The following is a 26741-nucleotide window of genomic DNA, read 5'->3' on the forward strand; positions in this document are numbered from 1 at the left end:
TACTGTTATCAGTAGGCCTTTTTTCGTTTATACCATTCAAAAAGTTTTGATCTAACTTGAATTAGATTTCGAGTACATTCGTTAAATTTATTGCTGATTTGGCATTAATTAATCTGATTCGCCTTTCTAAAATTGCCTTGATAATCAAAAATACGCGTGCTAACTATCCAGTTTTTCTGTTTTGCTTTTTTATCTTGTTTAGCTATTACAAAGTCTGGATGTGGTAGAGTGTCTAAGTGAGGTGTTAATTCTGTTATTTGATCAAATTGCTTTGGTGATGTCCCAGAGCAGATTCGTCTTGAAAACGCCTGATTAAACACTTCACGCTGGCGTTTAGAATTAAAATTAAAGGTTTCTTTAAGCTCACTGCCGTCTTCATCAAAATATTGTATATAAAGCACTTGTCCTTTAATTTCAGCGGTTATTCCAGCACAACGAATAACCATAGCATCTTTAAGTTTTAGTGCGTCTTTTATTTGTTCATCTGGATCAACCAATACTTGTTTGCAAGCTTGGCAGTAACGTGCTGCTATATCATTTTCGTGCTGACATTTAGGGCATTGTTTAAAAACGAATCTATAGTCACATTGAATCGGTGGTTGTTGCTGAATTAAACCCCAACAACGGCGACCAAAGTGCTCAATTAGGTCTCCATCTGCATCCACTTTTCCCCAAAAGATATTTTGAAAATCACATACAGGGCAGGGTACTTGTACCGGCACTGTACCTTTATTCGGTCTAACCGAACCGACTTCTGGATAATAGAGATCAAAATCATTACCCGCATAATCTATCACCAAACAATCTTGTTTATTTGGCGCTAGCCTGAGCCCTCTACCAACGATTTGTTGGTAAAGGCTAATCGATTGGGTGGGCCTTAGTATCGCGATAAAATCGACGTGGGGCGCATCAAAACCTGTAGTTAAAACAGAAACGTTCACTAGATATTTAAGCTTTTTTTGCTTAAAAGCTTCGATTAAATCATCCCTTTGTTTGTTGTCTGTCTGGCCAGTGATCAAAGCGACTTGATCTGGGCTAAATTGGCTTAAATAATGAAAAACTTCTTGTGCATGTTCAACTGTCGCTGCAAAAACCATAATGCCTTGGCGGGTTTGTCCATGCTGATATATTTGCTCACAAATCGCTTGGGTGACTCTTGGGTATTTACCCACAAGCTCGTTAATATCATTAGGTTTGTATTCACCATTGGCGGTTGCTTTCAGTGAAGTAAAATCGTAATGCTCAGTTGCCGCTTTGACTAGTTTAGGTTCAGTTAAATAACCTTGTTTTATCATAACAGCTAATGGTTGCTCAAAAATGCAGTGTTCAAATTGTACTGGATGTTCGCTACGGGCAAATCCATAGTAATGATATCTGTATATCCAGCCTGTATCGAGCCGGTATGGCGTTGCAGTTAAGCCTAATACACGAAGATTAGGGTTGAGTTGTTGTAAATGGTTTAATACTCTGCTGTATTGGTTATGTGCCGTTTCACTAGCCAGGCCTGTTATTTTTCTGCCTGCCGTTTCCGAGCTTAACGTTTCAGCAGGTCTTGCTAGTTTTGCTGTTGGTAAACCAATGCGATGACACTCATCAATTATGACGAGTGAGAATTTTTCAGTAAATGAGGACAAGTTAGGTGCTACTGACTGAATACTGGCAAAGGTTACTTTAAATTGGGTTTGTTTTTTATTTAACCCAGCGGAGAATATCCCTGCAGTCAGGCCATAACTTTGATATTTGGCATGATTCTGTTCAACCAATTCTTTTACATGGGTTAAAACTAAAATCTTGCCTTTAGCTTTTTTCGCCAGTTCAGCAATAACTAAACTTTTACCAGAGCCTGTTGGGAGAACGATAACTGCAGATTGAGGGGATTTTTTAAAGTGTTCGATTGCTGCATCGACAGCTTGTTGTTGATAGGGACGAAGTTGATAGGCCATGTTTGGTTAGATAACAATGTGTGGTAGAGCTTGTATATCACTCTACCACACAAAGACTTCTGTCTAAGTTTTTGGGTTACAGCGCAGATATTTCATCATATTGCTGCTTTAACTTAGTTAATGCGCCTTCAAATTCGGCAAGTTTGTCTTTTTCTTTGTCTAACACGTGCGCAGGCGCATTATTAACAAATTTCTCATTCGAGAGTTTGTTTTGTACTCTACCAAGTTCATTTTCGGCTTTGTCCATGGCTTTTTTCAAGCGTGCAAGCTCTGCATCCTTATCAATTAAACCAGCCATTGGGATAAGTATTTGCATATCACCAACAAAGGCACTAGCTGAAGCTGGCCCTTTGTCGTCGGCTGCTAAAATTTCAATCGATTCGAGTTTAGCCAATGACTGTAAGAAGGTTTGGTTTTCAGCTAAACAGCGTTGGTCGTCAGTGTTTAGGTTGCGTAACAAGACATTTAAAGGTTTATTCGGCGAAATATTCATTTCACCACGAATATTACGAATACCTAAAATAAACTGTTTTAACCACTCAACGTCCGCAATTGCTGCTTCATCTACTTTATCCGCAGCAAATTGTGGATAGGCTTGCAGCATTATGGTTTCACCAGTTACGCCAGCCAGAGGTGCTACTTTTTGCCAAATCTCCTCGGTGATATATGGCATAACAGGGTGCATTAATCTTAATAAAGTTTCTAATACTTGAATTAAGGTTTTGCGTGTACCACGTTGCTGCGCTTCAGTACCATTGGTTAGTACAGGTTTAGTTAACTCTAAATACCAGTCACAGAATTGGTTCCAAGTAAACTCATACAAAGTTTGCGCTAATAAGTCGAAACGATAGCTATCAATATATTTGCGTGATGTTTCTATCGTTTGTTGCAAACGGCCTAAAATCCACTTGTCCGCTAACGATAATTCTATGTCACCGCCATTTGACCCACAGTCTTGTTCTTCTGTGTTCATCAATACATAACGGCTGGCATTCCATAACTTGTTACAGAAGTTACGGTAGCCTTCTAAACGTTTCATATCCCAATTGATATCGCGGCCGGTTGAAGCCATAGCTGCTAAGGTGAAACGCAATGCGTCAGTACCATGTGCCTCAATACCATTTTCAAAGGTTTTACGGGTATTCTTCTCAATCTTCTTCGCTAGTTGTGGCTGCATCATGTTGCCACAACGTTTAGTCACTAAAGATTCAAGGTCGATACCATCTATCATGTCGATAGGATCTAACACGTTCCCTTTAGACTTAGACATTTTGTCGCCATTTTCGTCACGAATAAGGCCAGTTACATAAACTGTTTTGAAAGGTACTTGTGCTTTACCATCTTCATCTTTAATAAAGTGCATTGTCATCATTATCATTCTGGCTACCCAGAAGAATATAATGTCAAAACCTGTGACTAACACTTCAGAAGGGTGGAAGGTTTTAAGTTCTGGTGTTTGCTCTGGCCAACCTAATGTAGAAAAGGTCCAAAGGGCAGATGAGAACCATGTATCTAATACATCTTCGTCTTGGGTTAAGGCTACATCGGCAGCTATATTGTTTTCGCTACGTACTTCAGCTTCGTCACGACCTACATATACATTGCCATCAGCATCGTACCAAGCTGGAATTCTGTGACCCCACCATAATTGGCGTGAAATACACCAATCTTGCACATCATTCATCCACGAGAAATACATGTTTTCGTATTGTTGTGGAACAAATTTAATCTCGCCATTTTTAACTGCATCAATTGCAGGCTCAGCTAATGGTGCAACACGTACATACCATTGGTCAGTTAGTAATGGTTCAATAACTACACCCGAGCGGTCACCATATGGTACGGTTAAACTGTGATCTTCAATAACGTCTAATAATCCGAGCTGCTCAAATTCAGCAACAATGGCTTTACGCGCTGCGAATCTGTCTAGACCATGGAAACGCTCCGGAATTGGTGCGTCTAATTCAAGCGGTTTGCCGTCAAAGGTAAAAGATTCACCTTGGGCTAAGATTGCAGCGTCTTTATCAAAGATGTTGATCATCGGAAGTTGATGGCGTTTGCCGACTTCATTATCGTTAAAGTCGTGCGCAGGGGTGATTTTCACACAACCTGTGCCTTTTTCCATGTCGGCATGCTCGTCGGCAACAATTTTAATGCGGCGCTCAACAATTGGTAAAATGATTTCTTTACCGATTAAATCTTGGTAGCGCTCATCTTCTGGGTTAACTGCAACACCAGTGTCACCTAACATGGTTTCTGGACGCGTGGTGGCCACTACAATGTAGTTTTTGCCATCTTTAGTAGTCACACCGTCCGCTAATGGATAGCGGAAATTCCACATGTGGCCTTTCTTGTCTTTATTTTCGACTTCTAAGTCTGAAATGGCGGTGTGGAGTTTTGGATCCCAGTTAACCAAACGTTTACCACGATAGATTAAATCTTCTTTGTGTAAACGAACAAACACTTCTTTTACTGCTTCAGATAAACCATCATCCATAGTAAAACGTTCGCGATCCCAATCAACTGATGCGCCTAAACGACGTAGTTGTTGAGTAATGGTGCCACCAGATTCTTTCTTCCAATCCCAGATACGGTCAATAAAGGCTTCGCGACCTAGGTCGTGGCGAGTTTTATCCTCTTCGGCTGCTAATTTGCGTTCAACCACCATTTGTGTCGCAATACCAGCATGGTCAGTACCCACTTGCCATAAGGTGTTAAATTTATCCATGCGCTTATAACGGATCAATGTATCCATTATGGTGTCTTGGAAAGCATGACCCATATGCAAACTACCAGTAACATTAGGTGGTGGGATCATAATGCTGTACGCTTGGCCTTCGCCAGACGGTTTAAAATAGCCTTTTTCTTCCCAAGCTTGGTAAAGGGCTTTTTCGATATTGGATGGATTAAATTTAGTTTCCATAGCCGGTGTCTTACTCTAATACTGTATTAATTGGTTGTTGCAGGTGTAGTTGCTAATGCAAAGCCTGCAGCTCGATAGTGTTTATAACGTTCACGCGCTTGTACTTTCTCAGCTTCTTCAGCGGGTACAAAATCACATACGTGTTTAAATTGTTTAGCAAAAACTGGCATCTGTTGGCTGATATTTATCAACACATCTTTGCGTCCACGTGGTGGTTGCCAACTTATTTCGACTGGGGAGCCATATTTGGGACCTTCACCAAATAAATTGTGTGGTACAAATTTATTTGGATCGAATTGCCATAAGTACTCATCAATTTGCTCTGCTTGCTGCTGATTATCGGCAAAAATAAATACGCGATTGTTTTGCCGATAGTGCTGTGAAGCAAGCTCGCAGGCATAATGGACAACAGCCGAAACATTTACGTCCGGCTGTTGCTCTACTATGTAAAAAGTTACTTGTGTCATTAACTGTTATTTACTTCTGCCGCACGATCAATTAGATACTGGGTTAACATTGGTACAGGGCGACCTGTCGACCCTTTGTTTTTGCCACTTACCCAAGCTGTACCAGCAATATCTAAATGCGCCCAATTATATTTACGGGTAAAGCGCGATAAGAAACAACCTGCGGTTATACTACCAGCTGGTCGACCACCAATATTGGCCATATCCGCAAATGGGCTTTCCAATTGCTCTTGATACTCATCCCATAAAGGTAAACGCCAGGCTCTATCGCCAGATTGTTCTGATGCGTTCATTAATTCGTGCGCCAGTGGGTTATGATTACTCATTAAACCCGTTGCATGTTTGCCTAATGCAATCACACAAGCGCCTGTAAGTGTCGCAACGTCGATGACTACATCTGGATTAAAGCGTTCAACATAAGTGAGCGCATCACATAACACCAATCGGCCTTCAGCATCTGTATTTAATACTTCAACAGTTTGACCTGACATAGTGGTAAGTACATCACCAGGACGATAAGCATTGCTGCTCGGCATGTTCTCGCAGCCTGCTAAAATACCAACAACGTTTATAGGTAAATTAAGCTGAGCTAACGCGTGCATCGTACCTAAAACGGAAGCGGCACCACCCATGTCGTATTTCATTTCGTCCATTGCTTCGCTAGGTTTAATTGAAATGCCGCCAGTGTCAAAGGTTAGGCCTTTACCAACTAACACGATAGGTGCAACATCTTTATTCGCGCCTTGGTATTGAATGACCGACATCACAGATTCATTGTCCGAACCTCGGCCAACCGCTAGATATGAACCCATACCTAATTTTTCCATGTCAGCTTCTTTAACTAAGTAGGTGTTAATTGTCTGGTAATTTTCGGACAAAGCTAGCGCCTGCTCACCCAAGTATTCTGGGTTGCAAATATTGGGTGGCATATTCGCAACATCACGGCAGACTTTTTTACCCGTTGAAATGGCTAGTGCTTGCTCAATTGCTTTTTCACCTAATTGCAATTCTCGACGAGTCGGTACGTTAAACACTATCTTGCGTAACGGCCGGCGAGTTTCACCTTTTTTACTTTTTAATTGGTCAAAGGTGTACAAACAATCTTGCGTGGCTTCTACCGCCAAACGAAGTTTCCAGTATATATCTCGACCTTTAACATGTAATTCAGGCAGGAAACATACAGCTTCCATTGAGCCAGTTTCATTTAAGGTGTTAATTGTTTTGGCGATAATTTGGCGATATTGGCGCTCATCTAATTCGCGCTCTTTACCACAGCCTACAAGCAATACACGCTCACTCAATACATTTGGTACATGGTGCAGCAATAACATTTGCCCGGCTTTACCTTCTAAATCACCACGGCGAATTAGGTTGCTGATATAACCGTCGCTAATTTTATCTAGTTGCTCGGCTACGGCTGTTAGGCGTCGAGGTTCAAATACACCCACAACGATACAGGCACTGCGCTGTTTCTCTGGGCTACCACTTTTTACACTAAATTCCATAATGACTCCTAAAATAGCTTTAGCTCAATTCTCTTATCAACAGACACTTTTACCCATTAAACATAGCCTTTTTTGCTAATAGGGCAACAAGAAGGGATTACTTTTGTATAAGAACCTATATAATTTGTTGTAAGCCTAGCTAAAAGCAATTTAATTCGCGGATAAACTGCTATTATCTGCTGATACGTTAAACTTGGCTGTTGCGTACATATTTGCACCGCATCAGCTTAAAATAGTGCTTAACTATAGAAAAACAACGAGTTTACTTAAATTTTTGTTGCTTTGCAGCAAAATAGACAATAAACGGATAAAAGTTTGATTATTTTTCGCTATATTTTTTCAGAAACTTTTAAAGCCCAGTTCGCTGTATTTGGCGTATTGTTGGCTATATTCACCTCACAAACGTTAATGCGGGTGTTAGATGATGCAATGGATGGCAAAGTTCCAACGTCTTTGGTACTTGATATGCTAACGTTAAGCATGCCACCGTTGGCGGGTTTAATTTTGCCGTTAAGCTTGTTTATTGGGATATTTTTGGCGCATGGACAAATGTATGCAGACAGTGAAATGACAGTGTTTAAAGCCTGCGGCATTAGTGAATGGTACATTACCAGAGTCACCCTATCTTTTGCGTTAATAGTTGCTTTAATTACGGGGTTATTTGCTTTGTATGTAACACCTCTGGCATACGAGCAGCGTGAAGTGTTGCGCGAGGAAATCCGTTCTGATGTGGGTATTTCTGCACTGGTACCAGGTCAGTTTAAGGAATCAAGTAATAAAAAGGCGGTGATCTTTGTTCATGAAAGTGACCAAGACAATGCATTTGATCGAGTGTTTGTCGCTAAAGTAAATCCAGATACCAATTTTGATAATGAATTTCATGTTGTCTACGCCAACAAAGGAACATTAGAAAGTTTTGCCGATGGAACTGAACAGTTGGTGTTGAGTGACGGCACTGCCTATTCTGGTGGTACCAATAGACTCAATTATCAAATTACCGACTTTAGTCAATATCGCATGGTTGTAAAAGAGCAAACCCTTGAAGAGCGACGCCTAAAATTAATGGCGGTACCCACCCAAGAGTTGTGGCAGTCGTCAGAGCTTAGCCATATTGCTGAATTGCAATGGCGTATTTCTTTGCCACTGACTGTCGTGATTGTTGCGTTAATCGCAGTCCCTTTAGCAAGAGTTAATCCTCGTCAGGGGAAATACGCCAAAATGGTCCCCGCGTTTGCTATTTACCTATGTTATTTTTTGCTTCTAATGGCAGGAAAGTCAGCATTGGAAGATGGTAAATTGCCTGCTTCGATTGGAATTTGGTGGATTCATGCTGGCGCATTAATGTATGGGGTTTACTTGTTTACGACAGAGCGGACGCTTGGTCGACAGTTGTTGTTTAGAATGAAGAAAGGGCGTCGAATAGCATGATCAAGATATTAGATATTTACATTGGTCGTTCAATATTCAGCGCAACTTTTTTTTCGGTACTGGTGCTGACTGCGTTAAGTGGTTTGATTCGTTTTGTCGAGCAACTCAGGTATATAGGTAGAGGCACCTACACCATGGTTGAAGCATCTTTATTTGTATTGTATTCAATTGCACGTGACGTAGAGGTGTTTTTCCCAATGGCAGCTCTGTTAGGCGGGTTGTTGGGGTTAGGTGCTTTGGCGAGCAACTCAGAACTGATTGTTATGCAAGCGGCGGGTTGGTCGAAGTTGAATATTGTAAAATCAGCGATGAAGACCACTATGTTGATGGTTTTATTAGTTTTGATTGTTGGTGAGTTTGTTGCACCTAACTTAGAAGCACAAGCAGAAAAAATTCGAGATGACGCCATTTATGGCACTGGCAATAGCTTACAACCTAAAGCGATGTGGCTCAAAGATGGTAATAATTTTGTATTTGTTGCTGATGGACAAAACCCTGAGCAATTACAGCAAGTCACAGTTTATCATTTTGATGACGCGTATAAGTTGCAACAGGTAACCTATGCGAAAACTGCACAGTATGAACAAGACAACTGGAATATGTTGGATGTAAATAATACTCAGCTATATGGTGACCATATCGTACGTTTTGATACGACTCAGCAGCTTTGGCAAAGTAAATTAACCCCTGAAAAATTAACTGTTGGAAATGCAACACCAGAAGCTTGGTCGTTGACAGACTTACATGACCACTTAGATTACTTATCGGGCAATGAGCAGGACCCAACACGTTACCAGTTGGCGTTTTGGCGCAAAATATTTCAACCTGTGACTGTCGCGGTCATGATGTTGGTGGCACTGTCTTTTATATTTGGGCCATTGCGAAGCACTTCTATGGGCGCTCGTATTCTAATGGGGGTTATGACTGGCTTTGGCTTTTTTATAGCCAACCGCATATTCGGCCCTGTGGTACTGGTGTTTAACTTTCCGCCTGTGTTAGGCGCACTGTTCCCTAGTTTGGTTTTCACCTTGGTGGCCATGCATTATTTAAAACGCCGGTAATTATTTTAGGTTAAATATTTGTCTGCTTTTTATCTGGCTGCTAATGTTTAATATGCAGGTAAGAAAGGGGAGTGTTTAAATTATGCTAAAAACGCTTGCAAGGCTTAGTTTAATTGTCGCAGGGTGGATGTCACTCGCACTTGCTATTGCAGGGGTTGTTCTACCTGTATTACCTACCACTCCATTTGTCTTATTGTCGGCTGGCTGTTTCGCAAAATCTTCTCCGCGTTTTCACCAGTGGCTTTTGCGGCAAAAATATTTCGGACAAATGATCCGAGATTACCAAGCCTACAAAGGTATCCAAAAGCAAACTAAAATCCGTGCAATTAGCTTAATTTGGTTGAGTATGACTTTATCGGCTGTAATTGTCGGCAAAGCTTGGTTAGCGGTTATGTTGTTTGCTATCGCTATTTGTGTGTCCCTTTATTTGTGGCGAATGCCAAATGCGCCAAGCCCTTCACAGCATATTGTCTAGTCCATTACACTAAACGGCCGCACAACATCACCTGCTTGAATATTGGCCAACAGCTCTTTGTTTTGGCTGACTGCAATCGCAGATTGCCCATATACCTGAGTTACTTCGATTTGATGGCGACTTACAATAAAATGTGGGCGGCTAATGCCGTTCTTATCGACAAAGCTAGCTTGATGTAAAATGGTGAAAATATCACCAGCTTGCACATTGTTGTTTCGGCCTAAATTAAATCGCACCTGATGTGCATCCACATCAATAATGCGAGCTTTAGCTGAGACGCAGGCCAACGAACCATCTATTTCAGCCACTGCCTTTGCAACAGATTGTTGAATAATTTGTCCATAGGCACTGTACCAAAATCGTCGGCTCGTTAGGTCAACACGTTGTTTTAAATCAAACTCCCACATGGTTTGAGCAAAATAGTCAAATTGTTGCAAACGCTCGCCAGTTAATGCGTCATGCAAATACAAACGCATTTCAAAAAACCTTTCTGCCGTTTCATTGCTCAACCATTGAGTTAATTTATTAGATGTGCTGCCAATTGATAGATCAACCAACTCACCTGAGATCACCAGTTGGCTGTCAGTTTGACGGGCAATTTGTTGCAATATTACCGGAGCTTGGTTACTCGAAACCTGATCTTTTTTATTTTCTTGCGTATCTAAAATGGGGTTTTGGTAAAAGTCTCTGACTTCGACATTTTGACTGTGGCTTGTCATTTTTTGATAAATCTGTTCACCTAGGACCATTCCGAGCTGATACAATCCACCAATTTTCGCATGTTCGTTGTGCCTGATTTGCAGCGGCAGCACCGTGATGGCTTTTTTGTAATCTGAGGCATAACATTGCCGAGTATCGGCAAATATGTCTGCGCGGACTGTCACCGATAGCTCACCCTTATGTATGGTTTCGTCTAGCAGCTCAATTTCATTGACCACGCCACTAGAGCGAACCATAAACATATCTTGAGTCAATAAACCGTTGGTGACTTGTTGTGAGCTCGTAATAGAAGCTCCGGAAAATAACAGTGTTTGTTTTACCGCTTCTTCTATTGCTGCTTGGCGGGCTTGTGCTATGTTGCCATTAATCACTCGGCTAGAAGCGCTAGCCTGATACCATGCCGCAGTTGCTGAGGCTGTGCAAATTAACGACAAAAGCATACCGTAGATTATATTGGTCAAAATTTTCATTATTCGACTACCTTTAGCCAACAGTCATTTTATTGACGGTTTTTTAGATAATTGACGGATTGATGTTGATTGCTAGAGTAAAGCTAAGATTGTGCCAATCTCTCAAATAAATAATAAAAGTACTCGCGCCCCGAGTTATCAAGCGGTTAGCGCATTTACCTGCACGCTGGCAAATTTTATCCACGGAGAACTTTAATATTGGAATCATTTTTGCAGTGATTCTGCCAGAAACAAATTTAGGTAATTTTTGTGGGCGTTATTATGGCAAGGCTTTATTCATCTTCTTTAACAGCTGCGATTGCTATCAGTTTATTTGCGACAGGGTGTGCATATAAATCAAGTCACAGCTATGCAGTGCCAGAACAACAGTCGTCTGATATGACTGAATATTATCAACCGAACGTCAGTAAACTATCCATTAAAGCATACGCATATATGTTAGCTGACGAGCTTTTAGCTGATCTCAACCCACAAAATTTGTATGGTAATGTGGCTGTCACCCACTTTGTCAGTCAAGCGGATAGAAAGATGATCCAAGGGCAGGGGCACCCATTGAAAGCTTTAGGCGGGCAATTGGAAGAAAGCTTTATTTATGAGCTGCAAAAACGTGGTTATTCGGTTATCGACTTTAAGCTAACCGGCAAGATAAAAGTTGGTGAACAATCCGATCAAATATGGAGTCGGGACATTGAGCAGTTGACTGCTGATATTGATGTTAGATATTTATTGTCTGGTACATTGGTGATGCATCAAAACGGCGCGGTTGTAAATGTGCGTATGATGGATAGTGCCAACAAACAAGTTATTGCGTCAGCACAAGGGTTTGTGCCACACAATGTATTTTATTCAAGCCAAGACGTGATGACTCAAGATGGCATGTTAATCCATAGAGGTGAACGCGCACGAGTTCCAAAGGTCAGTGGAGTTGAAAATGACTAAACACTTTTTATGGTTGATTGGCCTGTTCGTTATGGCGGGTTGTCAAAATACAGTCCCTAGCGTTGAAATCAATAAACATTATCAATGGCAATACGATTTACCCGAACAGGACTACATTGTTTCTGCTGTTGGTTACGCGCCAATAGACAGCCAAATTGGTCAAGATAAATCAACTAAAATGGTTAAAGCGATTAAAGCGTCTAAACTGGATGCATATCGAGATTTAACTGAAAAAGTTCATGGTTATAAGTTAAATAGCCAAGTTAAAGTGAGTGATTTGGTACTTGGTAATGAAAGTGTCAGGGCATCAGTTCAAGGTGTCATAAAAGGCGCTCGTATTATTAAAACTTACCACTTAGATGGTGTATACATTACTGAACTAGAATTAAACTTGCGCGATTTGTATCGTATAAGAGCCTTTACCAATGGGCAAACCCGCATCATTGATGCGCGTTACCATTAACTGGCAACTTTCGATTTGAAAGTGAGGATATTATGAAAAAGTCAAAAATTATCACCCCATTTGTTTCACTACTTGCGTTGTCTGCTTGTCAAATAACAACACCTTGGCAAGCGCAAGATTCTATTGAAGCGCAAACCGATAAAACTTTATTGCTAGAAAATTTCAATGGTCATCAAGACCCGGCACTGTTGAATCATTGGGCGCGCGATCCTCACAGATTTTTAAATCAACAAAATAGCCATATTCGTTCAGATACACGTTTGGCCATTAGTGATTATGTTGAAGCTATGGCAATCAAACTGATAAAAAATATGCGCTACGTTACCGATAAAACACCTGTAGCTGTTGCTAGTTTTGTCCCTGTAGATTCCAATTTAGAAGAAACTAATTTATTTGGTATTCATTTAGCTGAGAGCTTTCAACATCAAGCAATGGTGTTAGGTTTGTCGGTTGTTGACTATAAAGCGACTGGAACCATTCGGGTGACTGAAACAGGTGACTTTGCGTTGAGCCGTGATATTGATGAGTTACGTCAATGGCACCCCATAGAATATGTGCTAACGGGTACCTTTACCTATAAAGATAATGGTGTTGAAGTGGTTGCTCGTATGGTCGGTATTGAATCTCGTGCTATTGTTGCCTCTTCGCAAGGCTTTATCCCACACAATGTGGCTCAGCAACTGATGTCGAGCAAACAAAAGGATGGTATTAAGTTAGTGAAAGAGTAAGTTGCAGGTGCGCTGGTGTGCTGTTTTTATGCTGGCGCGAAATTAGTAGCGGTTGTAATTAAAGCAACAGCAATTCAATTGCCACTGGAAGAATAGCTAATCCTTTTCTAAAGCGAGGTTTTCAAAAGTGTGGGGTCGTTGTTCTGCAAAAGAACACAACTTTAATAAGAACTAAGCTTTAATACCTTTACCCAAGGTTTGGGTTTGTGCCTGACCTTGTTTGTCGTAAGTCATAGCATCGGCATTTTTCAGCGCTAGAATAGATTGTTTTAAGCGTTGGACATTATTCAAGCTGGTGCGAATCACTCGTTCATTAATCGCATTTTTATTTTTGACTTCGGCCAGTGTGTTTTCAATTTGCTCCACTTTGGCGGCAAAATCATCTTGTGCTTTCAATTGTTCTAAATCTGCCAGTTCAGAGATAGATTTGTCCGTTTGTTGAATTTGATCAATTAACGCATTTTTACTTTGCGCGATTTGGTAAACCTCATCGGCTTGACGACTTTTAAACGCAGACAGCTCCTGCTCCAATAAAATAATTAATTGGTTTAAGTTGTCTTGTTGTTGTTGCAATAACTCAACTGCGTTTACTGTCATCTTATAAACCGAAAAGTTTACCTTCGCTTGCGATAATGTTAGCAGCTAATTTCTCTGCATTCACTTTGTATTCGCCAGACTCTATGGCTTTTTTTAACTTGTCCACTTTTTCTTGATCAAATCCAGAGGCGTTATTTGCCTTTTTGTTTAAATTATTCAAGTTCTGTGCAGTTTGAGTAAGTGACACAGAGTCTTGACGCGGCGCAGTTGTTTGCGCTGCTTGCGTATTGGTTTGGTTGGCTGTTTGCTGGCCTTGTTGCGCTTTTTGTTGCGCCTCTGCCGCGGCTTTACCAACCTGATTATTGTTCAGATTGTTTACATTAATAGCCATAATTCTTACCTAAAAATTTAACTTCACTATCTGTATCGGCCATCAGTTTAAAAACTTTAGCACTTAATAGCGAGTTTTATAAAAAAATCTGCACCTCAGATACAGAACTAACGCGTCCTTGAACAACTCGATTAGAACTGCGGTTTCTCACACTAACGGTATCGCCATAACTGCCATCAGACAGGGCAATGCCCGTTGTTTTTACACTTAAGTTGTTGGATACCGCTTCTATTGTAACCAGTTCTCCTTGACAGACAAAACAAATATTTCTACTAATTATAGCTTCACCTGAGCGAATTTGCCTTTTTGCTTTACTGCCAACTATGCTTTTTATATCGGCAATAAAGCCATTTCTTGAACGGTTTTTTTCTATCATGGCTACTTTTAGATCTTGTTGTGTGATGGTTTGCCCAGATTCAATATATGTTTCCGCGACGATAACTGGTGTCATAATTTTGACTTGAACAGGAATGTACATGCCCCAACCATTCTCGCCTTCACAACGAATACGCACAGTCATATTTTTAGAATATGGATTAAAATTTGGTACTTGAGCGGTCACTTCAGTATCACATGGTTGAATGTTCAGGCGACTGTCTATCGGCGAGGCAAATGCTTGTAACTCCTCGTCAGCTTGCGCTGGGTAGATGGATATCGCATGCTCTTCAGCCAATTGCTCGAGTTGTTTTTTGTTGTATACATTCGCCATTGTCGTAAAAGACATTATACTGAATAGAGGCATTAGCAAACAGAGACTCAATTTCATAATTTGTACCTTACTAATTTTAAGTTCCACTTTTTTAATATTCGACTATGCTTAATTTGAAAAAAGCGTTATAAATGAATCTAATATCTGTCAAATATTTGTTGGTATGGTAACTTTTAATGTTATTGGGGTTAAGTTAGGCAAACTTTGTGCCGAAACTATTAGAAACATTGTTGCTATCTAGCGTTATTAAATTCTGGAGATAAAAATGGCCGGAGTACTAGATTCCGTAAATCAGAGAACACAGCTTGTTGGTCAAAATAGGCTTGAACTACTGTTGTTTAAACTACAAGGTCAACAAAGGTTTGGCATTAATGTGTTTAAAGTACGGGAGGTACTACAGTGTCCAAAACTGACTTCATTGCCCAAACGCAATAAATTTATTCGTGGTGTAGCGCATATTCGTGGACAAACCATTTCGGTTATTGATCTTGGCATGGCCACAGGTGGACGAGCAATCCAAAATACCGAAGACTGTTTTATTGTTATTGCCGAATATAATCGCTCCGTTCAAGGCTTTTTAGTTTCATCAGTCGAGCGCATTATTAACATCAATTGGGAATCTATTATGCCGCCACCAAAGGGGGCGGGTCGATATAGCTATTTAACAGCTGTCACTGAAGTTGATAAAGAATTGGTAGAGATTCTTGATGTCGAGAAAATTCTCCATGAAATAATGCCGATAGATGCTGAAGTAAGTAAAGAGGTGTTAGACGCTAACCCAATTGTCAAAGATTTCACCAATAAGGTGTTGTTTATTGCAGATGACTCTTCGGTTGCTCGAAATCAGGTTAAGCGAGCGCTTGAAGGTTTAGGTATTGATATGCAATTGGCGATTAACGGCAAAGATGCTCTGATAAAACTCAACGAATTAGCGCAAGAAACAGGTGATGTAACTGATAAAGTCGCTCTGCTAATCTCTGATATTGAAATGCCTGAAATGGATGGCTATACCTTGACCGCTGAAATCAAAAATAATCCTAAACTTAAAAATCTCCACGTGATCTTACACACTTCGTTAAGTGGGGTATTTAATCACGCAATGGTCGATAAAGTAGGAGCTGATGACTTTATTGCAAAGTTTAATCCAGATGAACTAGCTGGAGCAGTGCAAAAATGGTTGAACGTGGACAATTAGGAATTTTGTGTGTTAGATAAAACCATTGGAACTGACGACTACAACAAATTTTGTACCTTTTTAGAACATCAGTGCGGAATTGTTCTAGGGGGGAATAAACAATATTTGGTTAAAAGCCGATTGTCGCCACTATTATCCAAATTTAAAGCGCAAAGCTTGGGGGAAATTGTTACTCGAGCGATGAACATTACCGAACGACAGTTACGAGCGGCTGTTGTTGACGCGATGACAACCAATGAAACCTTATGGTTTCGTGATTCATATCCATTTGAAGTGTTAGCAAAAGACATCTTTCCTAACTATGATAATAAATCGGTTAAGATATGGTCGGCTGCTTCTTCATCAGGGCAAGAACCGTATTCAATCGCGATGACAGCGTTAGAATATCAGCAGCGTAGAAGAACAAGTGGCCGTGTTTCTATTCTAGGAACAGACATATCCCCCTCGATGCTAGAAATATGTAAAAGTGGCGTTTATGATTCACTCGCTCTAGCAAGGGGGTTATCCCCGCAACGCAAGCAACAATTTTTTGAGCCATGTGCAGAAGCTGGGACGATGAAACTTCGAGATAATGTACGTAACCTAGTTAATTTCAGGCAAATGAATTTGTTAGATAGTTATTCGCTATTGGGCAAGTTCGATATTATCTTTTGCCGTAACGTACTGATTTATTTTTCCGCTGAAAACAAAAGTAAAATACTTCGGCAGTTTGCCCAAGCTTTAAATCCTGATGGTTATTTGTTTTTGGGGGCTTCAGAATCTATTACTGGGTTAAGTGATGATTTTGAAATGCAGCGTTGTAACCCTGGTATTGTTTACCGACCCAAGAAAAAATAGAGCGGCAATCTTTGCCGCTTTTACCTGCCGACATTAATTTACCTGTCTTTTTAAATCTATTTATTTGCTTTTAGCGCCGAAAATTCTTTAAAGGTTTAGTTTTAACCTTTTGATTTTTCATGTTTTTTGTTTTTGTTTGCTGTTTGGGAATAATAATTTTCTAATATTGGCATTTAAGTTGCTTTGTCCTAAGTAAGTAATTTAGGAGACAAAAAAATGGCGATTTCGTTAGATAAAGCTTTTAGCGTACACCCTAAAGCGTTACAGCTGCGCATCGAACGCTCTGAAGTGCTCGCAAGCAATATAGCTAATGCTGATACCCCAGGGTACAAGGCACGCGATTTTGATTTTCAAGCAGCACTTGCTGGTGAGAGACGAAAATATACAAGTTCTTTAGAGCGCACTAACGAAAAGCACATCAATGTTCAGTCGACTATCAATGATGGTTTGCAATTTAGAACACCAGCTCAGCCAGACACTGGTGATGGCAATACGGTTGAATTGCAAGCCGAACGAAATGAATTTCTACAGAATCAATTACGCTTTAATGCCAGCGTTAAGTTTATGACTGACAAGATAACTGGTTTGAAAAAAGCAATTAATGGTGGGCAAGGCTAATGAGTAGTTTATTTAATGTATTTGATATATCAGGCTCAGCAATGCGAGCACAATCAGTTCGCTTAAATACCACAGCGAGTAACTTATCGAATGCCGATAGTGTTAGTTCATCGGTGGATCAGACCTACCGTGCTCGCCACCCAGTGTTTGCTGCTGAGATGTCACGAGCTTCTAGCAACATGGAAAATAGTGAAAATATTGGTGTTAAGGTAAAGGGTATTGTTGAAAGTGACAAACCGTTGACAGTTGAATACAACCCTAACCATCCAATGGCAGATAAAAATGGTTACATTTATAAACCTAACGTAAATGTGATGGAAGAAATGGCAAATATGATTTCTGCTTCACGGGCTTATCAAACCAATATTCAAATTGCCGATAATGCGAAGAAAATGTTGTCTCGCACATTACAAATTGGCCAGGGTAAATAGGGTTAGAGGTCTAGGCTTATGTCAACAATCGATACTAACAATAGCAATATATTGGAGAACTTGCGTAAAACAGAGCAAGCGAACCAAAATCAAAGTGAAGCTGAGCGCAACACTATGGGGCAAGAAGATTTTTTCTCCTTGCTGACAACTCAGCTAGCTGCACAAGACCCAACCAACCCGGCTAGCAACGAAGAAATGATCTCGCAAATGACCAGTTTTACTATGGCTGAAGGGATTACCGACTTGGGCGATAAATTTGACACATTTACAGGGCAGTTCAGCGAATTTCTTGCCAATAATTCTGTAAATCAAACATCGAATAAAGCATTGCAAGCTTCATCTATGGTTGGCCGCCAAGTATTGGTTGAATCTGAACAAGGTGCGCTTTTTCAAGTAGGCGAAGACAGCTACATGATGCCTGCTCAATTAATGTTTGAAGGTGGCATGAATGATATTCGAGTAAATGTACAAGATAGTTCGGGTAAAACCATTCAAACATTGGAGCTGGGGGCTTCGTCAGAAGGTCCATTGACTTACACATGGGATGGTAAAAATAGCGCGGGCGAACAAATGCCAGCAGGCTTATACAAAATTGAAGCAACAGGCATAGACCCATCATCGGGTCAACGAACAGATATTACAAATGGCTCATACTCTACGGTTAGCAGTGTGCGCTTTGGTGCGGGTAACGCATTAGATATGAATTTAGCCGGGTTAGGCAATTTCTCAATGGACGACATTATTGAGGTTGCGCCTTAATTAGGTTCAAAAAACGAAGAGGTAACAAGGTATGTCTTTTAACGTAGCGTTAAGTGGTATTTCGGTATCACAGAAAGATTTAAATACAACGGCAAATAATATTGCCAATGCCAACACCACAGGTTTTAAAGAAAGCCGCGCGGAGTTTGGTGACGTATTTGCAACATCTGTATTTGGTGCAGGCAAAACTAAGGTGGGTGATGGTGGTTTAACCTCTGTTGTTGCCCAGCAGTTTGGTCAAGGTAGCTTAAAATTTACCAATAACTCGCTCGATTTAGCGATCACTGGTAATGGCTTTTTTGCGATGACGCCCGATTTAGCATCACGTGATATGTCATTTACCCGAGCAGGTAATTTTAAACTGAATGAAGACAATTTTGTGGTTTCAAATAAAGGTCATTATTTGCAAGTTTATCCAGTAAATGAAGACGGCACATCACAAGGTGTTTCATTATCGACCACCGAAACTTTACGTATTCCAGATTCAGCCGGTGTGCCGGTGGCGACCACAAATGTTGAAATGACTTTTAATGTTGATTCAACTTCGACACCATTAGACCCAGCTTTATTTAATCCGAATGATAACACCACTTATCATGCGTCATCATCAGTAACCATATTTGACTCCCTCGGTGAAAGTCATATCCAAACAACTTATTATGTTAAAGATGAAAACGCTGCTAGCAATACACCACCAATTAACCGTTGGTATGTATTTATGTCAGTAGATACAGATGCTAACGGCAATCCAGTTCCTGTTGATTTAAATGGGACAGCAATTGGAGCGAGTGATGCAAACGCAACTGCCGCTAGCGGTGGGCAAATTACTGCTTCGCCAACTGGGTATGCAGCTGGTGACGGTGACTTTGTTGGTATTCCTTTAGTGTTTAATAACCAAGGTGAAATTCAGTCAGTAAATGGTTACCTACCTGGTACAGATGCAGAGCCTTTTGTGACCAGTCAGCCGTTGGGGCCAACATTAACCAATACACCGCCCGAAGCGGGTGTATTAACTAATGGCGCTGATGCTGCTCAAACCATCACACTCGATTTCACAGAACCAACACAATTTGCATCTTCATTCGAAGTAACATCACTCGAGCAAGACGGTGCTACTGTGGGCCGATTAACTGGTGTGTCCATTGCAGATGATGGTTTAGTTTCTGCCAATTACTCCAACGGTACAGTTGATTATTTAGGCCGTGTTGCGCTAGTGCGATTTGCTAACGACCAAGGTTTACAACAAATCGGTAACGTAAGCTGGAAAGAAACAATTAGCTCAGGCCAGCCATTAGCGGGTGAAGCAAACACAGGTACCTTTGGCACCATTGTTTCTTCAGCTTTGGAGCAATCGAACGTAGATATAACTCAAGAGCTGGTGGATTTGATTACCTCTCAAAAATCATTCCAAGCTAATTCAAGAGCATTAGACGTCAACTCGCAGTTACAACAGAATATACTGCAAATCCGTTAATAAAATTTCTACCTCTTCAACAAACGAGCTGTCAATGTTTTGGCTGCTCGTTTTCTTTTTATACCCGCATTAAATTATTGATACTAAAGCATAAAAATTTTCACTTCATTTTGTTTGTTGGCATTAACCTTGCAAAATAAACAGTATGTCAAACTATTGTCAGAGCGGCGGTTAACATGGATAAAATGCTATGGGTAGCCATGAGTGGCGCCAAACAAAATCTAAATGCGGTATCTGTTCAAGCCAATAATTTAGCCAATGTTAAAACCATTGGTTTTAAGGCTGATCTAGTACAAGCGCGCAGTATGCAAGCTTTTGGAGAAGGTTTGCCATCTCGCGTTTTTTCAATGGCTGAGCGGCCCTCGCAAAACATGTCCGGTGGCACCATGATCACCACAGGTCGAGATTTAGACATTGCGATTCAAGGTGACGGCTGGATGGCGGTGGAAGACAAAAATGGTCAAGAAGCTTATACCCGCAATGGTAATTTGCAAATTACGCCTGAAGGATTGTTAACCACATCGAGTGGTCAACCTGTAATCGGTGAAGGCGGGCCCATTTTATTGCCAATTCCAGTAGATAAAGTGGAAATTGGTTTAGATGGCGCGATTGTTGTTAGACCTCAGGGGGCGCCAGCAAACTTTTTAGAAGAAGTTGATCGGATAAAGCTAATAAAGCCAACTGACGACTTTGAATTAGACAAAGGTAATGATGGTTTATTTAGGCCAAAAGAATTAGATGAGTTTGCTCAGTGTGGCTTTTGTGAAGCATCGCCGGATGTGCGCATTATTAAAGGTGCGTTAGAGTCGAGCAACGTTAATGCAGTTAGCGCTATGGTTGATATGGTTTCATTGCAAAGACAATTTGAAATGCAAAACAAGATGATGAAACAAGCCGAAACCATAGATCGTCAATCAGACATGTTAATGAGAGTTTTTTAATTGAGTTTAATTACTCAGGAGGTGAAATATGCATTCAGCACTCTGGATCAGTAAAACTGGGCTTGATGCACAGCAAACCGATATTTCGGTTATCTCAAATAACTTGGCCAATGCCAGTACAATTGGTTTTAAAAAAAGCCGAGCAATATTTGAAGATTTGCTCTACCAAAATATTAATCAGCCTGGTGGTCGTTCTTCGCAAGATACTGAGCTACCAAATGGTTTAATGTTAGGCGCAGGTTCAAAAGTAGTGGCAACACAAAAAAACTTTTCGCAAGGTAACACGCTAACAACCGAAAATGCGTTAGATGTGATGGTACAAGGAAAAGGTTTTTTTGAGGTATTACAACCAGATGGCACCATAGCTTATACGCGTAATGGTCAATTTACCTTAGATGCAGATGGGCAAATGGTCACCTCAGGTGCAGGCTTCTTAATCCAGCCAAACATTACAATTCCGCCTGATGCACAATCAGTTACTGTTTCTCAAGATGGTGAAGTCAGTGTTACCTTGCCTGGACAAGCGGATAACGTAGTGGTTGGCCAGCTAACTTTAACTGATTTTATCAATCCATCAGGTCTACAACCAATTGGTCAAAATTTGTATACCGAAACAGCGGTAAGTGGCGCGCCAGTACAAGGTAATCCAGGCGTTGATGGCTTAGGTTTAACCATTCAAGGTGCATTAGAAACGTCAAACGTGAATGTGACTGAAGAGTTGGTCAATCTGATTGAGAGCCAACGTGCATTTGAAATGAACTCTAAAGTTATTTCGTCGGTTGACCAAATGTTGGGTCAAGCGGTGCAGCAGCTATAAATTTAGTTTGATTTGGAGGTGGCTGATGAATAGCTCAATGTATAAATCAATGGCAACAAGCTTGATGCTTTTGTGTTTGGTCAGCTGTGCAACCACCAAAGAATCAGCTGCGATACCGGACGATCCAGAATTTGCACCAATAGAGCCAATTCCAGAAGCGGTAGCTGTGGTACCGACAGGCTCATTGTATTCTGATATTAGTCCAAACAATATTTATTCTGACAGTAAAGCACGCAGGTTAGGCGACATTATCACAGTGGTCTTAAAAGAAAATACCTCTGCGTCTAAGCAATCTAAGGCAGAATACGGTAAAGAAAACGATGTATCAATGCAGCCTTTTTCGGCACTCGGTCGTGTTGCAACCATTGGTGGTAATCCGATAGATCTTAGTTTGAGTAGTGAAACCGAATTTAAAGGTGACTCTAAAGCCGATCAGAGTAACAGTTTAACTGGGCAAATTTCAGTCCATGTAACACGTATTTTACCCAATGGTAACTTGGTGGTACGTGGTGAAAAATGGTTAACGCTGAATACGGGTGATGAATATATTCGAGTAACAGGCATAGTTCGACCTGCTGATATCAGTAGTGACAATACTGTGCCAAGTACACGTGTTGCCAATGCCCGTATCCAATATAGTGGTACAGGCTCGTTTGCAGAGTCTTCGCAGCAAGGCTGGTTATCTAAGTTCTTCTATTCCACTTGGTGGCCGTTTTAAGGAGTAGATAATGAAAAAGCTTATTGTATTGATTAGTTTGCTGTTCTTTACATCGTTTGTGCAAGCGCAACGCATTAAAGATTTAGCTAGTATTCAAGGCATTCGTGATAATCAATTAGTCGGTTATGGTTTAGTTGTTGGTTTGCCTGGAACGGGTGAGCAAAGTCCGTTTACCGAACAAAGTTTTAGAACCATGCTGAATAACTTTGGTATCAGCTTACCATCGTCAACTAAACCAAAAATTAAAAATGTTGCAGCGGTAGCTGTGTCAGCCACCTTGCCACCATTTACTAAACCAGGTCAACAAATTGACGTAACTGTTTCGTCAATTGGCAGCGCAGGAAGCTTAAATGGCGGTACCTTATTACAAACAATGTTAAAAGGTGCAGATGGTAAAACTTATGCGATTGCCCAAGGCAGCTTAATTGTTGGTGGATTTGGTATTCAAGGGCAAGATGGTTCGCAGGTACTGGTGAATACGCCTACAGTTGGACGTATTCCGAATGGCGCTTTGGTTGAACGCGAAGTACCAACTGCATTAGGCCACGGGGATACATTAACCTTTAATTTGCACCGTTCCGATTTTACCACAGCAAAACGTATGGCAGATGTGATTAATCAGCTGGTTGGCCCTAATTCAGCAACAGCAGTTGATGCCACCTCAGTAAAAGTGATTGCGCCCAGAGATATTGGCCAGCGGGTTTCATATATTGCTACGTTAGAAAACCTAGAATTTACCCCAGCAGATGCGCCCGCTAAAGTGATAGTGAATTCACGTACTGGCACAATCGTTATTGGCAAAGATGTGCGCTTGGCACCGACTGCAGTAACTCATGGTGGACTGACAGTGACTATTGCGGCGAATCAACAGGTCAGTCAGCCAAATGCATTTGCGGGTGGTGATACAGTGACCACCAAACAAACACTAATTGATGTGGCACAAGATGACACCCGAATGTTTGTTTTGGATGCTGGTACTAGTTTAGATGAGCTAGTGAGAGCGTTAAACGAAATTGGCGCAGCTCCCGGTGATTTAATGGCAATTTTAGAAGCATTAAAAGAATCGGGTGCACTGCAAGGCGAATTAGTGGTTATCTAGCGGGTGGCGAGATGGATAAATTAGATCAAGCTCAATTTGTTCAAGATTTTGCTGGCTTAAATGGCCTCCGTGAGGCTGCCCAAAGTAATCCAAATGATCAAAAGGCTCTGCGCAAAGCGGCGGAGCATTTTGAATCCATTTTTATGAAAATGATGCTGCAAAGTATGCGTCAGGCAGAAGAAGTATTAGAAGACAAAGACAGCCCATTTAATAGCCAAGAAACGAAATTTTTCCGAGGTATGATGGATGACCAGCTGGCTGTAGACTTATCGTCAACTGGTGCATTGGGTTTGGCCGATCTAATTGTAGAACAATTGTCGCCAGGCACAGGGAATATCACCGCAGCATCAATTACGCGTAACGATGGCCAACTATCCAGAGCGCAGGCTTATCCGCAAGCCAATCAGTTTTCCGCAAGAGCAGCTGAGCAACCACAAGCAAATCAAACCGCTGTGGAGCAAAGTACGGCTTTGCCGGTTGAGCGAGTAGAATTTGCCAACAAACAAGACTTTGTTGATAAATTGCTTCCGTACGCGACCATGGCAGCGGAAAAATTGGGTATTTCTCCAATAGCCATGATAGGTCAAGCAGCGCTAGAAACTGGTTGGGGTCAAAAAATGATGCAAAAATTCGATGGCAGTAATGCGTTAAATTTTTTTGGAATTAAAGCGGACGGCCGTTGGGATGGAGACAAAACGACTGTTAGTACCCTTGAATATAAAAATGGTGTTGCGCATCAAGAACGAGCACAATTTCGTGCTTATTCAAATATTGCCGAGTCTATGCAAGATTATGCCGATTTTATTTTAAATAGCCCCAGATATCAGCAAGCAGTAGAGGTTGGTAAAGACGTTAAACAGTATTTTTCTGAGCTGCAAAAAGCAGGTTATGCGACCGACCCCAACTATGCGGATAAAATTATGTCTGTGTTGAAAGATTCTGTGTTCGATTCCGCAAGAGATATGCTAAAGTTTTAATAATGTTTGCCGATATAAAACATAGCAAGAATTTTAGCTATTAGGCATTGGGTTGGGGTTAAACTAAATGACGGACTTGTTAAAGATTGGTTCATCGGCTTTGTTGGGTAATCAAAACCAACTGGCGACAACCAGTAACAATATTGCCAATATGAATACGCCGGGCTTTACCCGTCAGCGTACCGAATATGCAAACTACGTAGAGTGGGGAGTAGGCCGACCACAAGTTATCCGTATGTTTGACCGTTATGCCATTGATCAATATCGCCGCGACACTACCGAAAACGCCCGATTACAAACCTATACAGAAAACACTAGTGTATTGGATAACTTATTTTCCGACCAAACTGTCAGTATTTCAAAAGGTTTAGAGGGCGTATTTCAACGTTTGCATGAAGCAAATGACGATCCGTCTTCATTAACACCTCGTCAATTGGTAATTTCCGATTCAAACGCACTTGTTGGTCGAATGCAAAGTCTAACAGACAGAGTGTTGGAACAAGAGCAAATCGTAAACGATGAAATTAAGTTAGAACTAAGTGAAACCAATTCATTGATCAAAGGTTTATATGACTTAAATGGTAAAATAGTTGCATCGAAACAATCTTCTGTGAATGGCCAATCAGCTCCAGAATTATTAGATGAACGTAATGAAGTCATTCGACGTTTAGCTGAAAAGGTCAACTCACAAACTATTGAAGCCGATACAGGTGCTATTTATGTTAATACTCAAGGTGGACAATCGCTGGTTACCAATGCCAACTATTTTCAGTTTAAGGCAGTTTCGGGTGATCCTGACCCGAACCGCACAGAAATACAAACCTTCATTAATAGCAACCCAAATGCAGTACAAGATTTTCGCACCGAAAATTTGGGCGGATCTATTGGTGGTTTAATTGAATATCGAAAAACGGTGTTGGACGAGTCGATAAATTCGTTAGGGCAACTCGCTATCGCTTTTTCCGATGCCATGAACGAACAAAACAAAAAAGGTGTTGATTTAGAAGGCCAACTCGGTGGTGATATATTTAACATTCCGAGCACTCAGGCTTTAGGGTATCGCGACAACAGCAGTGCCAACCATTATGTAGAAGTGAGAATTGAAGAGGGCTTGGGTGACCAGGTGAGTAACTTTGATTACCAAGTAACTTTTACTTCAGCTACTGAGTATACTGTTCAAGCATACAAACAAGGCGAAACCATTGGCACGGCAAGTGGCCCCTTTACAATTCCAGCGAGTACAGCTGATTATCAAGGCAGTGCCGATGGATTGCCCGATGGTTTAGAGTTAAGGTTTTCACCTGATAATGCATTTGTAGCCGGCGATACATTTTTGGCAAGACCAACTCGGTTAGCTGGTGTGCAAATTGAAATGAACTTAAACCGGCCAGAGCAAATAGCTTTAGCTGCACCGATTTCGGTCGAAAATCCAATTACTAATATTGGAAACGGCGAAATTAAATTGCAAGAGATTACTTCAACCGATACTGATAACTCAACACTGAATATGAGTGCATTTGATGCGGCCAACGCATTAGATGCGGATGCGCCGACTAAAGTGGTTTATACATTAGCAGGTACTTATGAAGTACAAGATAGTTCTGGCAATGTACTAGGAACAGCAACCTCTGGTGACAACATTATGGCGCAATTGCAAGCCGCTGGTGCTTGGCCAGCAGCCACGCATGGTAGTGATTACCCTGGATATGAAGTTAGCATTGCTGGTCAGCCACAAGCAGGTGATGAATTTAATATTAGCTTCAACTCAGATGCTTTGGATGATAACTTTAATGGGCAGAAGTTAACTGATTTGCAGTCTGATGACACCATGCGGCGAAATATCGCCGGTACAGGTAATAACACCCTTACTTTTACTGAAGCCTACTCTAATTTAATCGGCTTTGTTGGTGACACTGCAAATCGAGCACAAATTGACCTAACAGCCAGTACCACTATGCTAGAGCAATCTGAACAGCGGGTGGCGGATATGTCCGGGGTTAATTTGGATGAAGAAGCGGCAGACTTAGTTAGGTATGAACAAGCGTACAGTGCGGCTGCTCGAATTATTACCGTGTCTAATACCCTGTTTGATTCGCTATTGCAGGCGGTGAGGTAA

The 26741-nt window shown here is 41.1% G+C and carries 26 protein-coding genes; 18 read left to right on the forward strand and 8 right to left on the reverse strand.

Annotated features, from left to right (window positions below):
* Window positions 1-104: 104 nt before the first annotated feature.
* From DS2_RS09900 to pepA, 4 genes are all read right to left on the reverse strand, one after another.
* Window positions 105-1943, reverse strand: a complete 1839-nt coding sequence (locus tag DS2_RS09900) for a DEAD/DEAH box helicase (RefSeq protein WP_035014595.1) — start codon at window positions 1941-1943, stop codon at window positions 105-107.
* 76 nt (window positions 1944-2019) lie between these two features.
* Entirely contained in the window at window positions 2020-4866 is a 2847-nt protein-coding gene (locus DS2_RS09905; RefSeq protein WP_035014596.1) for a valine--tRNA ligase, read from the reverse strand.
* Window positions 4867-4892: 26 nt separating this feature from the next.
* Window positions 4893-5333: a DNA polymerase III subunit chi gene (locus tag DS2_RS09910; RefSeq protein ID WP_035014597.1), complete on the reverse strand. Its 441-nt coding sequence runs from the start codon at window positions 5331-5333 to the stop codon at window positions 4893-4895.
* Window positions 5333-6838, reverse strand: coding sequence for a leucyl aminopeptidase (pepA, locus tag DS2_RS09915; protein ID WP_035014598.1), 1506 nt, complete (start codon window positions 6836-6838; stop codon window positions 5333-5335). Before pepA ends, DS2_RS09910 begins: the two co-directional genes overlap by 1 nt.
* Window positions 6839-7153: 315 nt before the next feature.
* Here pepA and lptF point away from each other — a divergent pair, with 315 nt between their 5' ends.
* The 3 genes from lptF to DS2_RS09930 all read left to right on the forward strand — a co-directional run bounded on the left by lptF (window position 7154) and on the right by DS2_RS09930 (window position 9802).
* Window positions 7154-8266, forward strand: a complete 1113-nt coding sequence (gene lptF, locus DS2_RS09920) for an LPS export ABC transporter permease LptF (RefSeq protein WP_035014600.1) — start codon at window positions 7154-7156, stop codon at window positions 8264-8266.
* Window positions 8263-9327: an LPS export ABC transporter permease LptG gene (lptG, locus tag DS2_RS09925; RefSeq protein WP_035014601.1), complete on the forward strand. Its 1065-nt coding sequence runs from the start codon at window positions 8263-8265 to the stop codon at window positions 9325-9327. The genes lptF and lptG overlap by 4 nt, the downstream gene beginning before the upstream one ends.
* A gap of 82 nt (window positions 9328-9409) precedes the next feature.
* The gene (locus DS2_RS09930; RefSeq protein WP_035014602.1) at window positions 9410-9802 is read left to right on the forward strand and encodes a YbaN family protein; all 393 of its coding nucleotides are present in this window, start codon (window positions 9410-9412) and stop codon (window positions 9800-9802) included.
* On the opposite strand, the gene DS2_RS09935 is transcribed toward DS2_RS09930, so the two are convergent.
* Entirely contained in the window at window positions 9799-10992 is a 1194-nt protein-coding gene (locus DS2_RS09935) for a flagella assembly protein FlgT (RefSeq protein WP_035014603.1), read from the reverse strand. The two genes, DS2_RS09930 and DS2_RS09935, sit on opposite strands and share 4 nt — an antisense overlap.
* 261 nt (window positions 10993-11253) lie before the next feature.
* Here DS2_RS09935 and DS2_RS19865 point away from each other — a divergent pair, with 261 nt between their 5' ends.
* From DS2_RS19865 to DS2_RS09950, 3 genes are read left to right on the forward strand one after another with little or no spacing between them, the layout of a single operon-like run.
* Window positions 11254-11931, forward strand: a complete 678-nt coding sequence (locus DS2_RS19865; RefSeq protein WP_152537590.1) for a FlgO family outer membrane protein — start codon at window positions 11254-11256, stop codon at window positions 11929-11931.
* Entirely contained in the window at window positions 11924-12394 is a 471-nt protein-coding gene (locus tag DS2_RS09945) for an LPP20 family lipoprotein (RefSeq protein ID WP_035014604.1), read from the forward strand. Before DS2_RS19865 ends, DS2_RS09945 begins: the two co-directional genes overlap by 8 nt.
* 32 nt (window positions 12395-12426) lie before the next feature.
* Window positions 12427-13122: a FlgO family outer membrane protein gene (locus DS2_RS09950; RefSeq protein WP_051479780.1), complete on the forward strand. Its 696-nt coding sequence runs from the start codon at window positions 12427-12429 to the stop codon at window positions 13120-13122.
* Window positions 13123-13293: 171 nt separating this feature from the next.
* Here the strand turns inward: DS2_RS09950 and flgN are convergent, their stop codons facing one another.
* The 3 genes from flgN to flgA form a co-directional block, all read right to left on the reverse strand.
* On the reverse strand, window positions 13294-13719 hold the full coding sequence (gene flgN, locus DS2_RS09955; protein ID WP_035014605.1) for a flagellar export chaperone FlgN: 426 nt from the start codon (window positions 13717-13719) through the stop codon (window positions 13294-13296).
* Between the two features lies 1 nt (window position 13720).
* On the reverse strand, window positions 13721-14050 hold the full coding sequence (flgM, locus tag DS2_RS09960) for a flagellar biosynthesis anti-sigma factor FlgM (RefSeq protein ID WP_081754248.1): 330 nt from the start codon (window positions 14048-14050) through the stop codon (window positions 13721-13723).
* 76 nt (window positions 14051-14126) lie between these two features.
* Entirely contained in the window at window positions 14127-14816 is a 690-nt protein-coding gene (flgA, locus tag DS2_RS09965) for a flagellar basal body P-ring formation chaperone FlgA (RefSeq protein ID WP_035014606.1), read from the reverse strand.
* Window positions 14817-15024: 208 nt separating this feature from the next.
* Here flgA and DS2_RS09970 point away from each other — a divergent pair, with 208 nt between their 5' ends.
* From DS2_RS09970 to flgK, 12 genes are all read left to right on the forward strand, one after another.
* Window positions 15025-15954 carry a chemotaxis protein CheV gene (locus DS2_RS09970; protein WP_035014608.1) on the forward strand — a complete coding sequence of 310 codons (930 nt, stop codon included), beginning with the start codon at window positions 15025-15027 and terminating at the stop codon, window positions 15952-15954.
* A 9-nt stretch (window positions 15955-15963) separates the two neighbouring features.
* Window positions 15964-16791 (forward strand): CheR family methyltransferase, encoded by an 828-nt coding sequence (locus DS2_RS09975; RefSeq protein WP_035014609.1) that lies wholly within the window; start codon window positions 15964-15966, stop codon window positions 16789-16791.
* A gap of 216 nt (window positions 16792-17007) precedes the next feature.
* The gene (flgB, locus tag DS2_RS09980; RefSeq protein ID WP_035014611.1) at window positions 17008-17409 is read left to right on the forward strand and encodes a flagellar basal body rod protein FlgB; all 402 of its coding nucleotides are present in this window, start codon (window positions 17008-17010) and stop codon (window positions 17407-17409) included.
* Window positions 17409-17840: a flagellar basal body rod protein FlgC gene (gene flgC, locus DS2_RS09985; protein ID WP_035014612.1), complete on the forward strand. Its 432-nt coding sequence runs from the start codon at window positions 17409-17411 to the stop codon at window positions 17838-17840. The genes flgB and flgC overlap by 1 nt, the downstream gene beginning before the upstream one ends.
* A gap of 18 nt (window positions 17841-17858) precedes the next feature.
* Window positions 17859-18599, forward strand: a complete 741-nt coding sequence (locus DS2_RS09990) for a FlgD immunoglobulin-like domain containing protein (protein ID WP_035014613.1) — start codon at window positions 17859-17861, stop codon at window positions 18597-18599.
* 31 nt (window positions 18600-18630) lie between these two features.
* A complete protein-coding gene (gene flgE / locus DS2_RS09995) occupies window positions 18631-20073 on the forward strand; it encodes a flagellar hook protein FlgE (protein ID WP_035014614.1) in 1443 nt (480 codons plus the stop codon).
* Window positions 20074-20249: 176 nt separating this feature from the next.
* A complete protein-coding gene (locus tag DS2_RS10000; RefSeq protein ID WP_035014615.1) occupies window positions 20250-21014 on the forward strand; it encodes a flagellar basal body rod protein FlgF in 765 nt (254 codons plus the stop codon).
* A gap of 28 nt (window positions 21015-21042) precedes the next feature.
* Complete coding sequence (gene flgG / locus DS2_RS10005; RefSeq protein WP_035014616.1) at window positions 21043-21831, forward strand: flagellar basal-body rod protein FlgG; 789 nt, start codon at window positions 21043-21045, stop codon at window positions 21829-21831.
* 25 nt (window positions 21832-21856) lie between these two features.
* Window positions 21857-22549 carry a flagellar basal body L-ring protein FlgH gene (gene flgH / locus DS2_RS10010; RefSeq protein WP_035014617.1) on the forward strand — a complete coding sequence of 231 codons (693 nt, stop codon included), beginning with the start codon at window positions 21857-21859 and terminating at the stop codon, window positions 22547-22549.
* Between the two features lie 10 nt (window positions 22550-22559).
* Window positions 22560-23648 carry a flagellar basal body P-ring protein FlgI gene (locus DS2_RS10015; protein WP_035014619.1) on the forward strand — a complete coding sequence of 363 codons (1089 nt, stop codon included), beginning with the start codon at window positions 22560-22562 and terminating at the stop codon, window positions 23646-23648.
* Between the two features lie 11 nt (window positions 23649-23659).
* Window positions 23660-24625, forward strand: coding sequence for a flagellar assembly peptidoglycan hydrolase FlgJ (flgJ, locus tag DS2_RS10020; RefSeq protein ID WP_035014620.1), 966 nt, complete (start codon window positions 23660-23662; stop codon window positions 24623-24625).
* A gap of 67 nt (window positions 24626-24692) precedes the next feature.
* Window positions 24693-26741, forward strand: coding sequence for a flagellar hook-associated protein FlgK (flgK, locus tag DS2_RS10025; RefSeq protein WP_035014621.1), 2049 nt, complete (start codon window positions 24693-24695; stop codon window positions 26739-26741).

Origin of the sequence: Catenovulum agarivorans DS-2 (assembly GCF_000568405.1) — a bacterium.
Lineage (GTDB): Bacteria > Pseudomonadota > Gammaproteobacteria > Enterobacterales > Alteromonadaceae > Catenovulum > Catenovulum agarivorans_A.

Excerpts from the sequence above, each read along its gene's own strand:
- DS2_RS09900 (WP_035014595.1), bottom strand. The coding sequence starts at position 1,943 with ATGGCCTATCAACTTCGTCCCTATCAACAACAAGCTGTCGATGCAGCA.
- DS2_RS09905 (WP_035014596.1), bottom strand. The coding sequence starts at position 4,866 with ATGGAAACTAAATTTAATCCATCCAATATCGAAAAAGCCCTTTACCAA.
- DS2_RS09910 (WP_035014597.1), bottom strand. The coding sequence starts at position 5,333 with ATGACACAAGTAACTTTTTACATAGTAGAGCAACAGCCGGACGTAAAT.
- pepA (WP_035014598.1), bottom strand. The coding sequence starts at position 6,838 with ATGGAATTTAGTGTAAAAAGTGGTAGCCCAGAGAAACAGCGCAGTGCC.
- lptG (WP_035014601.1), top strand. The coding sequence starts at position 8,263 with ATGATCAAGATATTAGATATTTACATTGGTCGTTCAATATTCAGCGCA.
- DS2_RS09930 (WP_035014602.1), top strand. The coding sequence starts at position 9,410 with ATGCTAAAAACGCTTGCAAGGCTTAGTTTAATTGTCGCAGGGTGGATG.
- DS2_RS09935 (WP_035014603.1), bottom strand. The coding sequence starts at position 10,992 with ATGAAAATTTTGACCAATATAATCTACGGTATGCTTTTGTCGTTAATT.
- DS2_RS19865 (WP_152537590.1), top strand. The coding sequence starts at position 11,254 with ATGGCAAGGCTTTATTCATCTTCTTTAACAGCTGCGATTGCTATCAGT.
- DS2_RS09945 (WP_035014604.1), top strand. The coding sequence starts at position 11,924 with ATGACTAAACACTTTTTATGGTTGATTGGCCTGTTCGTTATGGCGGGT.
- DS2_RS09950 (WP_051479780.1), top strand. The coding sequence starts at position 12,427 with ATGAAAAAGTCAAAAATTATCACCCCATTTGTTTCACTACTTGCGTTG.
- flgN (WP_035014605.1), bottom strand. The coding sequence starts at position 13,719 with ATGACAGTAAACGCAGTTGAGTTATTGCAACAACAACAAGACAACTTA.
- flgM (WP_081754248.1), bottom strand. The coding sequence starts at position 14,050 with ATGGCTATTAATGTAAACAATCTGAACAATAATCAGGTTGGTAAAGCC.
- flgA (WP_035014606.1), bottom strand. The coding sequence starts at position 14,816 with ATGAAATTGAGTCTCTGTTTGCTAATGCCTCTATTCAGTATAATGTCT.
- DS2_RS09970 (WP_035014608.1), top strand. The coding sequence starts at position 15,025 with ATGGCCGGAGTACTAGATTCCGTAAATCAGAGAACACAGCTTGTTGGT.
- flgB (WP_035014611.1), top strand. The coding sequence starts at position 17,008 with ATGGCGATTTCGTTAGATAAAGCTTTTAGCGTACACCCTAAAGCGTTA.
- flgC (WP_035014612.1), top strand. The coding sequence starts at position 17,409 with ATGAGTAGTTTATTTAATGTATTTGATATATCAGGCTCAGCAATGCGA.
- DS2_RS09990 (WP_035014613.1), top strand. The coding sequence starts at position 17,859 with ATGTCAACAATCGATACTAACAATAGCAATATATTGGAGAACTTGCGT.
- flgE (WP_035014614.1), top strand. The coding sequence starts at position 18,631 with ATGTCTTTTAACGTAGCGTTAAGTGGTATTTCGGTATCACAGAAAGAT.
- DS2_RS10000 (WP_035014615.1), top strand. The coding sequence starts at position 20,250 with ATGGATAAAATGCTATGGGTAGCCATGAGTGGCGCCAAACAAAATCTA.
- flgG (WP_035014616.1), top strand. The coding sequence starts at position 21,043 with ATGCATTCAGCACTCTGGATCAGTAAAACTGGGCTTGATGCACAGCAA.
- flgH (WP_035014617.1), top strand. The coding sequence starts at position 21,857 with ATGAATAGCTCAATGTATAAATCAATGGCAACAAGCTTGATGCTTTTG.
- DS2_RS10015 (WP_035014619.1), top strand. The coding sequence starts at position 22,560 with ATGAAAAAGCTTATTGTATTGATTAGTTTGCTGTTCTTTACATCGTTT.
- flgJ (WP_035014620.1), top strand. The coding sequence starts at position 23,660 with ATGGATAAATTAGATCAAGCTCAATTTGTTCAAGATTTTGCTGGCTTA.
- flgK (WP_035014621.1), top strand. The coding sequence starts at position 24,693 with ATGACGGACTTGTTAAAGATTGGTTCATCGGCTTTGTTGGGTAATCAA.